Genomic DNA, 10,569 nt, shown 5'->3' with positions numbered 1-10,569 from the left:
CCGCGCCCGGATCCTGGGTGTCCGCCGAGAGTCGGCCGGACGCTGTGACGAACGTCCCGTCCGGTCGCTCTTCCTTCATGTCGGGCGTTCCCGACACGAACCAGCAACCGTAAGTGAAGGAACAGCTCCATGTCGAACACCGCACCCGTCGCCGCCTCGTCGACCCCGCGCCCCGCGAAGAACACGACGGCGCCCACGGACGGCCTCAACGCGGACACGACCCACGGCACCACGACCGTGGAGGACGCGGTCGTCGCCAAGATCGCCGGCATCGCCGCGCGTGAGGTGCCCGGCGTCCACGACCTCGGCGGCGGCGCGGCACGGGCCATCGGCGCCCTCCGCAGCCGCATCAACCAGACGGATCAGGGCCAGGGCATCTCGGTCGAGGTCGGCGAGACCCAGGCCGCCGTCGACGTGACCGTCGTGGCCGAGTACCCGATCCCGCTGCACCACGTCGCCGACGGCATCCGCACCGCCGTGACGACCGCCATCGAGACTCTCGTGGGTCTCGAGGTGACCGAGGTGAACGTGACGATCACCGACGTGCACATCCCGTCCGACGACGACCAGGCGGCCGCCGAGCCGCGCGTCCAGTGACCACCACGCAGACCGCGATGGCCATCGCGGCCGTCCTCGCGATCGTGTGGATCGCGCTCGGGTTCGGCGCCTTCGTGCTCGTCGCCCTCGCCATCGTGATCGGTGCGCTGGTCGGCCGGTACCTCGAGGGTCGCCTGGACGTCTCCGGGCTGGTCTCCGCGGTCCGCGGCCGGCGCAGCTCGTCGTGAGCTCCGGCCGGACGGTGATCACGGCGCGGGCGATCGAACGGGTCGTCCGCGCCGTGACCGCCGAGCAGTTCGGGGTGGAGACGCGATCGGTGTCAGCCGATCTCGTCGACGAGGGCGGTCGGCTCGAGGTCGCCGTGCGGACTCCCATCCGGGTGATCCCCATCGGCCGGCTCCAGCAGGACGATTCGGCGGTCGACCGCGCAGGCGGGTCGATCGTCGACCGGGCCGCCCGCGGCGAGGCCGCGATCATCGAGCAGGTCGGCCGCATCACGGGCTCGACCGTCACCAAGGTCGGGGTCCGCTTCACGGAGGCGCTGATCCGGCAGGAGAGGAGGGTGCGATGAGCACCGACGAGCGGTTGCAGAACCGCGTGCTCCGCCGCGAGCTCCACTCGCCGAAGTCCGGGCTCGCGATCCTCCTGGCCCTGCTGGCGATCGTCGCCCTGGCGTGGCTCGGCGCGGAGGGGGTGCTGGCGGCCCTCGGCCGTCCCGCGCTCCTCCTCAGCCCGGCCGCGATGGCCGCGGGGATCCGCGGGCTGGCGTCGGTGCAGCCCGCGGTGCTCGTGACCGCTGGGGTCGTGCTCGCGGTGCTGGGCGTGCTTCTGATCATCCTGTCGCTGACGGCTGGTCGACGCGGCAGGCACGTGATCGCGGCGAAGGGCACCGCAGCGGTGGTGGACGACCAGGTCGTCGCCTCCGCGCTGGTGCGCGCCGTCTCCCAGGCGGCCGGGATCAGTCCGGACCGCGCCGTGGCGAGCGTCGGTCGTCGCTCCGGCGTCGTCCGCATCACGCCGATCTCGGGTGTCCCGCTCGACCGCGACGCGGTGCAGCGCGCCGCGAACGATGCGGCCGCCGGCTTCGGGCTCGAACCCACGATCCGGGTCAGCACGAAGGTCGACAAGAAGGGACGGGTCGGCGGATGAACAACACGAACCGGGGTCTCAACCGGCTCTTCATCCTCCTGGTCGGGGTGATCCTGCTCGCAGCAGGAGGCGTGGCGCTCGCGCTGACCGCGCTGCCGCAGGTGACGTCCCAGTGGCGGTCCGCCGGTGCTCAGCTGGCCCGTGGTGCCCAGCCGTGGGTCGCGCAGCCCGTCGTCGGCCGGGCGAGCCTGCTCGTGATCGGCATCGTGGTGGTCTGCCTGGTGCTGATCATCCTGCTGCTGACGTTCGTCCTGCGGCAGGGCCACGGTCACTCGGCCGCGGCGATCGAGCGCCGCGACGGGACGACCAGCGTGCGCATCGATCTCGCCGTCCCCCGGGCGCTCCTCGAGGAGCACCTGGGTGGCAGGTCCGAGCTCACCGGCGTCCGGATCTCCGCCTACGAAGTCCGTGGCACCCCGATGCTGAAGGTCACCGCGCGCTGCGAGCGCGGCGTCTCCCCTGCGGTCGTGGCCGAGCTGATCGGCGCCGCGATCGACGATCTCGAACGCATCATCGGCACCGACGTGCCGGCGTTCGTGCAGCTGACCGGCGGATTCCGCGTCGGCAGCACCACCCGACCACGGGTCGCCTGACCCGGGATCACCCAGAGAAGAGAGGAACGTGCCATGGCACTGGACGACAAGATCAAGAACGCCGCCGAGAACGCGGTCGGCAAGGCCAAGGAAGCGGTCGGCAAGGCCACCGACAACGAGCGCCTCGAAGCCGAGGGCAAGACCGACCAGACCAGCGCGAAGCTGAAGCAGACCGGCGAGGACGTCAAGGACGTCTTCCGCTGATCGTGCCGCCGGGCCCCGTCCCCCGCAGCAGCGGGGGACGGGGCCTTCGTCATGTCGGCGTCGGACGCTCCTGGTGCGCTTGACTGGTGCCGTGGAGCGGCGCAGCGGGCTGATGCGGCCCGGACGTCGGCCGGCGCGGGACGCCGGATGACGGCGGGCGGCGTGATGCGGCGGCTCGTGCTGCCGGTGCTGCTGGTCGGGGTCCTCACCGGGCTGGGCGGCGCGGCGGTGAGCGCCGTGCTGCGGCTGCTGCAGCACGCGGCGTACGGCTACTCGAGCGGCGACTTCCTCGAGGGGGCGGCCTCGGCGCCGCCGTGGGTGCGCGTCGCGGCGCTGGGCGCGGCCGGTGTCCTCGGGGCGGTCGGGTGGTGGGCCCTTCGGCGCTGGGGGCGGCCGACGGTCTCCGTGGAGGACGCCGTCGCGGGTCGGCGGATGCCGCGGGCGGCGACCCTCGCCACCGTCGGGCTGCAGATCCTCGTCGTCGGTCTCGGCGCCTCCATCGGCCGGGAGTCCGCGCCCCGGCTGCTCGGTGGTCTCGCCGGCGACCGGCTGAGCGGCGACCTCGCCGCCGACGCGCGGCTCCGCCGGATCCTGATCGCGGCCGGGGCGGGTGCGGGTCTGGCGGCCGTGTACGACGTGCCGCTCGGCGGTGCGCTGTTCGCGGTCGAGGTCGTGCTCGGAGAGGCGGGCGTGCTGCCGGTCACGATCGCGATCGCCACGTCGCTCATCGCGACCCTCGTGGCGCGCATCGTGGTGACGCCCGGTCCGCTCTACACGGCGCCGCGGATCGACGGATCGGTGTCGCTCCTGGTCCTGTCCGTCGTGCTGGGCGGTGTGCTCGGCGTGGTGGGCCTCGGGTTCGATCGTCTGGCTGCGCTCGCTCGCCGTCGCCGCGTGCACGGCTGGGCGGTCCTCGTCGCGATGCCGCTCGTGTTCCTCGCCGTCGGGGCGACGGCGATCTGGCTTCCCGAGATCCTCGGTAACGGTCGTGCGCTCGCCCAGGTCGCCTTCGGCGGCGGCGCGGCCGTCGCGCTGCTCGTGGTGCTCGCGATCGTCAAGGCCGCGGCGACCGCGGGCACGATCTGGAGCGGTGCGGAGGGTGGCCTGCTCACCCCGTCGGTGGCCATGGGGGCGGCCCTCGGCGGCGCGGTGGCGACGCTGTGGGCGCAGGTCTGGCCCGGCACGTCCGCGGCCGCGGGCGCGCTCGTCGGTGGTGCCGCGTTCCTGTCCGCCACGATGCGCGCACCGCTCACGGCGGGCGTGCTGATGCTCGAGTTCACGGGCAGCGGTGCGTCGGCGCTGCTGCCGGTCTTCCTCGCCGTCGCGGCCGGCACCGCGGCCCGAGAGCTGGTGCGGCGCCTCCTGCGCGCGCGGCGGGAGCCGCCAGGGCCGCCGAGCGCGGAGGAGGACCTCTGAGCCGTGGTCCGTGCGATGCTGCAACCCTCGACGCCGAGGAGATGGAGCGATGACGGACAGCCGATCCGACTGGAACGAGCAGGTGATCGCGGAGTTCCGTGCCCGCGGTGGTGAGGTGACGCGGTTCGGACGCCACCTCGTGCTCATCCATCACACCGGCGCGCGAACGGGCGTCCAGCGGGTCGCGCCGGCCCGGGCGATCCGCATCGATGCCGACTCGTGGCTGGTCGCCGCCTCGAAGGCCGGAGCTCCGGACAACCCCGGGTGGTACTACAACCTCCTGGCGAACCCGGACGTGGAGATCGAGACGCCCGACGACGGGACCGTGCCGGTCCATGCCGAGGAGCTCCGCGACGCAGCGCGCGACGAGGCATGGGCCCGCTTCACGGAGGAGGCGCCGGGCTTCCGGGACTACGAGCAGAAGACGAGCCGCACCATCCCGGTGGTCGCGCTGCATCGCCGCAACGGCTGATCCCCGTGAGCACGGCGGAGGTCGACGCGTACATGGCGGCGCTGCCCGAGCCGCAGCGCTCCACCCTGGCCGAGATGCGCCGACGGATCCTCGAGGTCGTGCCCGACGCCGAGCAGGGGATGTCCTACGGCGTGCCGGCGTTCCGCGTGGGAGGGCGCGTCGTCGCGGGGCTCGCCGCGTTCACGCAGCACCTGAGCTACCTGCCGCACAGCGGATCGGTGCTCGCCGAACTCGCCGACGAGCTGGGGGAGCGGCAGCGCACGAAGAGCGCGCTCCACTTCGCGCCCGGTGAACCGCTGCCGCGGCCCCTGGTCCGGCGGCTCATCGAGACGAAGCTCCGCGCCATGGGTTGACCGCGTCCTCGCGGAGGCGGGATCAGGCGCCGATCGCTCGGACCTCGAAGTCGTCGACGACGCGCAGGTGCCGTCTGACCTGCTCGGCGGCCTCCCCAGCGACGCGGTCCGCCTCCGCCGACGCCGCATCGGCGACGACGATCCGGGCGTCGCCCTGCAGACGGTGCCCGACCCACCGGAGGCGGACGCGGTCGACCCGCGTGATCCCGTCGACGTGCTGCAGCGCGTGCTCGGCGGTCTCGAGCAGGTCGGGGTCGATGGCGTCGAGAAGTCGGCGGCCGACGCTGCGGATCGTGCCGATGAGCAGCACGAAGATCGCGATCGCGATCAGGATGCCGATGATCGGGTCGGCCAGCGGGAACCCGAGCCATACCCCGATCGCGCCGACCACGACGGCCAGCGAGGTGAATCCGTCGGTCCGCGCGTGCACACCGTCCGCCACGAGTGCAGCCGAGCCGATGCGCTGGCCGACGCGGATCCGGTAGATCGCCACGGCCTCGTTGCCGAGGAACCCGACGACTCCCGCCATGGCGAGCCAACCGAGGTTCTGCAGCGGGTGCGGATGGATCAGCCGGTCGATGCTCTGCCACGCCGCGACGACCGCTGAGAGCAGGACCACCAGGACGATGAACAGGCCGGCCAGGTCCTCCGCGCGGCCGTATCCGTAGGTGTACCGACGCGACGGCGGCTTCCTCGCGAGCACGAAGGCCACCCACAGCGGCACGGCGGTGAGCGCGTCGCTGAAGTTGTGCACGGTGTCGGCGAGCAGCGCGACGGACGAGGTCGACAGCACGATCACGAACTGGACGACCGTGGTCGCGAGCAGTACGAAGAGGCTGATCTTCAATGCGCGGACGCCTTCGGTGCTCGCCTCGAGCGCGTCGTCGACCGAGTCCGCCGCATCATGCGTGTGCGGCACCAGGAGATGGACCAGGAACCCCCGGAACCCGCCCGCGTGGTCGTGGTCGTGGTCGTGGTCGTGGTCGTGCCCGTGGCCGTGGCCGTGGTCGTGGTCGTGCCCGTGCTCGGACCCGTGGTCGTGGTCGTGCGCGTGGTGCTGCTCGACGTCGGTCATGACGCGTTCTCCGTCCCGGCGGCGTCCGCCATCGCTGCGCTCGTGTGGTGGTGCCGAGGGGTGCTGCTGAGCGCGTGCTCCGCCTGGAAGATCGCGTCGGTGACGAGCTGCACGGCGTGCTCGTTCGCCAGCTTGTAGAACACGCGCTGCCCGTGCTGCCTGGTGGTGACCATCCTGGCCATCCGCATCTTGGCGAGGTGCTGCGACACCGTGCTGGCCGGTCGGTCGACGATGTCGGCCAGATGGTTCACGGACAGTTCCTCGCCGTCGCGCAGCGCGAGCACGATCCTCACCCGAGTCGCGTCGGCGAGCAGCGCGAACACCTCGACGGCGAGCTCGACGTACTCGCTCTCGGGGAACCGTCCGCATCGCCGCGTATCTGCGTCCATGCGCAGATACTCTCACGTCGAAGCCGATCGACCCGGCATCGGCCGCACGACACCGCCTCGCTCAGTACCCGATGAACCGGTCGCGATGGACGCGGCGCACACCCCGTCGGCGGAGGGTCCGATGCATGCTCGCCACGAGCCCCGGTGGTCCCGACACGTAGGCGGTGCGCCGCGACAGGTCAGGAGTCACTGCCGCCCAGTCGACGGCCCGCAGCGACGGACCGCCGTAGCGGGCCCGGCCCGGAAGCCGGTCGGCCAGCGCCGCGGGGCCGAGGACGACGAGATCCACGCCGGCCAGGTCGTAGACGTCGTCGAGGTCGAGCTCACCGCCTCCCCGCACCGCGTGCACGAGCACGACGTCCCGACGCTCCCGCCGCGCGGCGAGGTCGTCCGCGAACGCGCGGAACGGGGTCACCCCGATGCCGCCCGCGACCCAGAGCATCGGTGTGTCAGGGCGCTTCGGGAGCAGGAAGTCGCCGCCCACCGCGCTGCCCGCGACGGTGGACCCGAGCGGCAGCCGCGCGAGCTGCCGCTTGAACGTGCTGCCTGGAGCGTCGAACCGGGTGGCGATCAGCAGCTCCTCGCCGTCCGGTCTGCTCGCGAGGCTGAACACGCGTCGTGCGCCGCGGGCGTCCTGCCTCCGGTGAGGCAGGCTCAGCTCGAGGTACTGGCCGGCCTGCAGGTGCAGCGGCCCCTCCGGGCGCAGGGTCATCGTGGCGATCCCGTCCGCGTGCACGGTCCGGGACTGCACGGTGAGGCGCACTCGGCGGCGCGGCCCGAACGGGAAGGCGAGCGCGTTCCCCAGCACGAGGGCCAGCTCCGGCGACATGGCGAGCCAACCCAGCCGGAGCGGCGCGAGCGTGAGGAGACCGACCAGGGCGCCCTCGAGGAGTCGCTGCCAGCGCCGCGGAGGCGCGGTCAACGGCTCGGTCGCCATGAACGCGGCCAGGAAGACGAACGGGTTGGACGCCACCGCGGTCCAGACCGCATCCCCCCAGGCGCCGCCACCCGCGACCGAACGGACGGCGGTGCCGGTGACGGCGACGAGGGCGACGGGCACCGCGATCGCCCACGCGCCGCTCCGGTGGACCACCAGCGCGCCGCCCAGCGCGATGACGGGGAGCAGAGCTGGGGTCGCCACCCACCAGGTCGCGCCGCTGATCGCGGTCACGTCGACGAGCAGCGCGCCGAGCGCGACGGGGTTGAAGACGTGCCGGCCGTGCCAGGCGAGCACGTACTTGGACAGATTGGCTGCGACGGACGCGATCACGACGGCGGTCACGTCCCGCGCGGTCAGCGCCGGCCAGAACAGGCAGAAGACGAGCATGCCGGTGATCACGCTCGATTCCCCGTGCGGCCGCACCCGCCACAGCAGGGCGAGGAGCCGGTTCGCACCCCAGCTCGTCGCGCACGCGATGACCGCCGAGACGATCAGATCCAGCGGAGAGAAGGCGATCACGCCCAGCAGGGCTTCCACGACCGCGGTCGCGCCGAGCACGAGCAGGACGATCAGGAGGAGTCGGTACATCGTGACGCGGCCGACCACCGCGTCGAGGATCGAGGTCACGTGAACACCTCGCCGGGCAGTGTCGCGGAGTGCTCGACGCAGCCGTCCGCGAGCACGCGGACCCAGTCGAGGTCGAACTGCTGGGCGAGTCGGTCGCCCGGCACGAAGAACAGCGCGGTCGCGAGGAGATCGGCGCTCATGGCGTCGTCCGTGACGGCCCACGTGGCCACCACCTCCCGCACGGGACGACCGGTCGTGGCGTCGAGCACGTGATGCCATCCGTTCCCCCAGGCGCGACGGTTGGTCGCGGACCCGGCGATGGCGCGCCGCGGGCCGCCCACCTCCACGACCCCGATCGCGAGCGCCGGATCCTGCGGATGCTCGAGCGCGACGAGGATCCCGTCGCCGTCGTGCCGGAGGTCACCGCCGGCGTCCACCGTCGTGGCCCGCACGTCCGCGCGGGCCAGCTCGCCCGCCACGAGGTCGACGAGCTGGCCCTTGCCGGCCGCCCCCACGTCGACCAGCGCCGGTTCCGCGAGGGTGACGGCCGCTCCCGACGCGAGGAGCCCGGCCACGGGCGCCGGAATCGGATCCCCGCTCGGCCGGAGCGAGTAGTCGGCGTCATAGCCGAGCCGCTCCAGGCTGGCTCCGATGAGCGGCGTGACGCTGCCGCCTGTGGCCTGCTCGACCCGCCGGTAGAGCGCGAACAGCGAGCTGGCCGCCTCCGGGTACTCGAGGGTGCCACCGGTCGCGGCGTGTCGCCGCACGAGGGAGTCCGCGCGGAAGCGGGAGAACGCCCGGTCGTACTCCTCGATGACGCGCGCGACGCGGCCGCGGAGGGGTGCCGCGAGCGGCTCGGCGGTGTCGATCCGCCATCGGGTGCCGATCGCGTCGAAGCCCCAGGTCGCCCCGGTCACCTCGCCTCGGCCTCGATCGCGGCGATGGCGTCGTCGAAGCCCTGGCTGGTCAGCGAGGAGCCCGAGACCTTGGTCACGTTCAGCTCGGTGATCTTCCGGCCCACCGCCTGCGCACCGACACCGGAGGCGAAGTGCGACTCGTACTGCTGCGCGGTCGGGTTCTCCGCCTTCGGGGTGACGTGCAGCTCGGTGACCGTCCCGTCGCGCAGCGTCAGCTCGACGTCGACCGCGGAGGCCCCGCCGGGGGACACGTACTTCCCCAACGCGGTGTAGTGCCCGTCCTTCAGCGTCCCGATCGATGCGGCGGGGGTGGCGGCGCGCGACGCGGGTGTCGAGCAGCCCACGAGGCCGAGCAGCGCGAGCGACCCGATCGATGCCGGGAGGAGGAGGCGGGAGAGGTGCGGCACGGGAACTCCTTCGACCGGTCCATCAGGGGACGAGCGGTGTCGGGTTCCGCTCTCGATGATGGACACGGATCAGGACCGTGTTCGGTTCGAATTCCGATGGGATTGAACCGAACACGGTCCTGATCCGTTGTCCTGGTGAGACGGTCCGAGTCGACAGAGGGAGCGCGACGTGGATGACGATCGCGAGCTGCTCCGCGCCGTGCACGACCGGTACGCGGACATGCTGCTGCGGTATGCGCTCCGGCACACCCGCGACCAGCAGCTGGCCGAGGACGTCGTGCAGGAGACCCTCCTCCGGGCGTGGCAGCACCCGACCCGACTGCAGGCCGACGACGATGCCGTGCGGGCGTGGCTGTTCACCGTGGCGCGGAACCTGCTCGTCGACGAGGCGAGGAGTCCGCGCAACCGCACGCGGTCGATCGACGGGCTCCCGGAGGCGTCGACGTCCGACCGGATCGACACCGCGCTCGACCGGATCGCGATCGCCGACGCGCTCGCGTCGCTGTCGGTCGACCACCGGGCCGTCATCGTCGACGCCTACTATCTGGGCCGATCGGTGCGACAGACCGCCGAGCACCTCGGCATCCCCGAGGGCACGGTCAAGTCCCGGCTGCACTACGGAGTGCGCGCCCTGCGCAACGCGCTCCAGGAGCGAGGGGTGACCCGATGACGAGCGACCGCTACGGCACCTGGGACGCAGCGTACGTGCTCGGCTCGCTCTCCACCGACGAGCGCGCCGAGTACGAGGAGCACCTCGCCGTCTGCGCGGAGTGCCGCGCCGCAGCGGGCGACCTGGCCGGGCTGCCCGGGATCCTCGGGCGACTCGATCGTGAGACAGCGGTCGCGATCGTCGACGGGGCCGGCTCCGACAGCCCCGGCCCGAGGAACGACCTCGTGCCTCGACTCGCCCACCGGGTCGCGCGTCGTCGAGGTGTGGTCCGGATCGCGGCCGGTGCCCTCGTCGTCGTCGCCGCGGTCGCGGGTCTGCTCCTCGGCAGCATTGCGCCGGGCCCCGGGAAGGGCGGCCGGACTCTCGACCTGGCATCGGTCGACCGCAGCACGGTCACGGCTCACCTGGCGGTGTCGGCGACACCCTGGGGCACGCGCCTCGACTGGAGCTGCTCCTACGGCACCGCAGCGGCCGCGGCCCGCTACGCGCACGCCGACTACGAGATGACCGTCACCACCGCGGATGGCCGCACCCACCAGGTGGCCAGCTGGTCCGCCGTCGGACGGACCTCGACAGGGCTCTCCGCCTCCGTCGCGCTGCCGGAGGGGGTGATCCGCTCGGTGGCGATCCGGGACGAGGCGGGAACGGCGCTGGCCACCGGCACCCTGTGATCGCCCCGCACCCCGGATTGCCGCGGCCGAGGACGGGCCACGCCCGTTGCTACCTGCCGCGGGTGTGGGTCGCCCAGACGGCCTTGCCGTTCGACCGGTAGAGCACGAAGTTCCCGTCGGACTGCATCACCGCGGAGACGGCGTGCTTGCCGTAGGTCCGAGTGGACCAGACGGCGTGGTGCGAGGCG

16 protein-coding genes are annotated in these 10,569 nt (G+C 72.7%); 11 read left to right on the top strand and 5 right to left on the bottom strand.

Annotation, left to right across the window (positions count from 1 at the left end; genetic code table 11):
* Positions 1 to 129 precede the first annotated feature (129 nt).
* The 9 genes from ACTHLI_RS15550 (at position 130) to ACTHLI_RS15510 (ending at position 4,745) form a co-directional block, all read left to right on the top strand.
* On the top strand, positions 130 to 597 hold the full coding sequence (locus ACTHLI_RS15550) for an Asp23/Gls24 family envelope stress response protein (RefSeq protein ID WP_440185601.1): 468 nt from the start codon (positions 130 to 132) through the stop codon (positions 595 to 597).
* Positions 594 to 785 carry a hypothetical protein gene (locus ACTHLI_RS15545; protein ID WP_440185599.1) on the top strand — a complete coding sequence of 64 codons (192 nt, stop codon included), beginning with the start codon at positions 594 to 596 and terminating at the stop codon, positions 783 to 785. Before ACTHLI_RS15550 ends, ACTHLI_RS15545 begins: the two co-directional genes overlap by 4 nt.
* Entirely contained in the window at positions 782 to 1,129 is a 348-nt protein-coding gene (locus ACTHLI_RS15540) for a hypothetical protein (RefSeq protein ID WP_440185597.1), read from the top strand. The genes ACTHLI_RS15545 and ACTHLI_RS15540 overlap by 4 nt, the downstream gene beginning before the upstream one ends.
* Positions 1,126 to 1,707, top strand: a complete 582-nt coding sequence (locus tag ACTHLI_RS15535; protein WP_440185595.1) for a hypothetical protein — start codon at positions 1,126 to 1,128, stop codon at positions 1,705 to 1,707. The genes ACTHLI_RS15540 and ACTHLI_RS15535 overlap by 4 nt, the downstream gene beginning before the upstream one ends.
* A complete protein-coding gene (locus ACTHLI_RS15530; RefSeq protein ID WP_440185593.1) occupies positions 1,704 to 2,300 on the top strand; it encodes a hypothetical protein in 597 nt (198 codons plus the stop codon). The genes ACTHLI_RS15535 and ACTHLI_RS15530 overlap by 4 nt, the downstream gene beginning before the upstream one ends.
* A gap of 33 nt (positions 2,301 to 2,333) precedes the next feature.
* Entirely contained in the window at positions 2,334 to 2,504 is a 171-nt protein-coding gene (locus tag ACTHLI_RS15525) for a CsbD family protein (protein WP_440185591.1), read from the top strand.
* Between the two features lie 147 nt (positions 2,505 to 2,651).
* Complete coding sequence (locus tag ACTHLI_RS15520; RefSeq protein WP_440185589.1) at positions 2,652 to 3,920, top strand: chloride channel protein; 1,269 nt, start codon at positions 2,652 to 2,654, stop codon at positions 3,918 to 3,920.
* Positions 3,921 to 3,969: 49 nt separating this feature from the next.
* On the top strand, positions 3,970 to 4,392 hold the full coding sequence (locus ACTHLI_RS15515; RefSeq protein WP_440185587.1) for a nitroreductase/quinone reductase family protein: 423 nt from the start codon (positions 3,970 to 3,972) through the stop codon (positions 4,390 to 4,392).
* Between the two features lie 5 nt (positions 4,393 to 4,397).
* The gene (locus tag ACTHLI_RS15510) at positions 4,398 to 4,745 is read left to right on the top strand and encodes an iron chaperone (protein ID WP_440185585.1); all 348 of its coding nucleotides are present in this window, start codon (positions 4,398 to 4,400) and stop codon (positions 4,743 to 4,745) included.
* A 22-nt stretch (positions 4,746 to 4,767) separates the two neighbouring features.
* Here the strand turns inward: ACTHLI_RS15510 and ACTHLI_RS15505 are convergent, their stop codons facing one another.
* From ACTHLI_RS15505 to ACTHLI_RS15485, 5 genes are all read right to left on the bottom strand, one after another.
* Positions 4,768 to 5,820, bottom strand: a complete 1,053-nt coding sequence (locus tag ACTHLI_RS15505; RefSeq protein WP_440185583.1) for a cation diffusion facilitator family transporter — start codon at positions 5,818 to 5,820, stop codon at positions 4,768 to 4,770.
* Complete coding sequence (locus tag ACTHLI_RS15500; RefSeq protein ID WP_440185581.1) at positions 5,817 to 6,209, bottom strand: ArsR/SmtB family transcription factor; 393 nt, start codon at positions 6,207 to 6,209, stop codon at positions 5,817 to 5,819. The genes ACTHLI_RS15505 and ACTHLI_RS15500 overlap by 4 nt, the downstream gene beginning before the upstream one ends.
* A gap of 61 nt (positions 6,210 to 6,270) precedes the next feature.
* The gene (locus ACTHLI_RS15495; RefSeq protein ID WP_440185579.1) at positions 6,271 to 7,776 is read right to left on the bottom strand and encodes a hypothetical protein; all 1,506 of its coding nucleotides are present in this window, start codon (positions 7,774 to 7,776) and stop codon (positions 6,271 to 6,273) included.
* The gene (locus ACTHLI_RS15490; protein WP_440185577.1) at positions 7,773 to 8,633 is read right to left on the bottom strand and encodes an FAD:protein FMN transferase; all 861 of its coding nucleotides are present in this window, start codon (positions 8,631 to 8,633) and stop codon (positions 7,773 to 7,775) included. Before ACTHLI_RS15490 ends, ACTHLI_RS15495 begins: the two co-directional genes overlap by 4 nt.
* Complete coding sequence (locus ACTHLI_RS15485; protein ID WP_440185575.1) at positions 8,630 to 9,040, bottom strand: FMN-binding protein; 411 nt, start codon at positions 9,038 to 9,040, stop codon at positions 8,630 to 8,632. Before ACTHLI_RS15485 ends, ACTHLI_RS15490 begins: the two co-directional genes overlap by 4 nt.
* 169 nt (positions 9,041 to 9,209) lie before the next feature.
* Here ACTHLI_RS15485 and ACTHLI_RS15480 point away from each other — a divergent pair, with 169 nt between their 5' ends.
* Together ACTHLI_RS15480 and ACTHLI_RS15475 are read left to right on the top strand one after the other, a co-directional pair.
* Positions 9,210 to 9,710 carry a sigma-70 family RNA polymerase sigma factor gene (locus ACTHLI_RS15480; RefSeq protein WP_440185573.1) on the top strand — a complete coding sequence of 167 codons (501 nt, stop codon included), beginning with the start codon at positions 9,210 to 9,212 and terminating at the stop codon, positions 9,708 to 9,710.
* Complete coding sequence (locus ACTHLI_RS15475) at positions 9,707 to 10,381, top strand: anti-sigma factor family protein (protein WP_440185571.1); 675 nt, start codon at positions 9,707 to 9,709, stop codon at positions 10,379 to 10,381. The genes ACTHLI_RS15480 and ACTHLI_RS15475 overlap by 4 nt, the downstream gene beginning before the upstream one ends.
* The last annotated feature ends 188 nt before the right edge of the window (positions 10,382 to 10,569 follow it).

This window comes from Amnibacterium sp. (genome assembly GCF_051956055.1).
Taxonomy (GTDB): Bacteria; Actinomycetota; Actinomycetes; order Actinomycetales; family Microbacteriaceae; genus Amnibacterium.
Note: the sequence above shows the minus strand (reverse complement) of the source record. Positions and strands in the feature narration are given on the sequence as shown.

Coding starts and splice junctions, on each gene's coding strand:
- ACTHLI_RS15550 (WP_440185601.1), top strand. CDS start 130: ATGTCGAACACCGCACCCGTCGCCGCCTCGTCGACCCCGCGCCCCGCG.
- ACTHLI_RS15535 (WP_440185595.1), top strand. CDS start 1,126: ATGAGCACCGACGAGCGGTTGCAGAACCGCGTGCTCCGCCGCGAGCTC.
- ACTHLI_RS15530 (WP_440185593.1), top strand. CDS start 1,704: ATGAACAACACGAACCGGGGTCTCAACCGGCTCTTCATCCTCCTGGTC.
- ACTHLI_RS15525 (WP_440185591.1), top strand. CDS start 2,334: ATGGCACTGGACGACAAGATCAAGAACGCCGCCGAGAACGCGGTCGGC.
- ACTHLI_RS15520 (WP_440185589.1), top strand. CDS start 2,652: ATGACGGCGGGCGGCGTGATGCGGCGGCTCGTGCTGCCGGTGCTGCTG.
- ACTHLI_RS15515 (WP_440185587.1), top strand. CDS start 3,970: ATGACGGACAGCCGATCCGACTGGAACGAGCAGGTGATCGCGGAGTTC.
- ACTHLI_RS15505 (WP_440185583.1), bottom strand. CDS start 5,820: ATGACCGACGTCGAGCAGCACCACGCGCACGACCACGACCACGGGTCC.
- ACTHLI_RS15500 (WP_440185581.1), bottom strand. CDS start 6,209: ATGGACGCAGATACGCGGCGATGCGGACGGTTCCCCGAGAGCGAGTAC.
- ACTHLI_RS15475 (WP_440185571.1), top strand. CDS start 9,707: ATGACGAGCGACCGCTACGGCACCTGGGACGCAGCGTACGTGCTCGGC.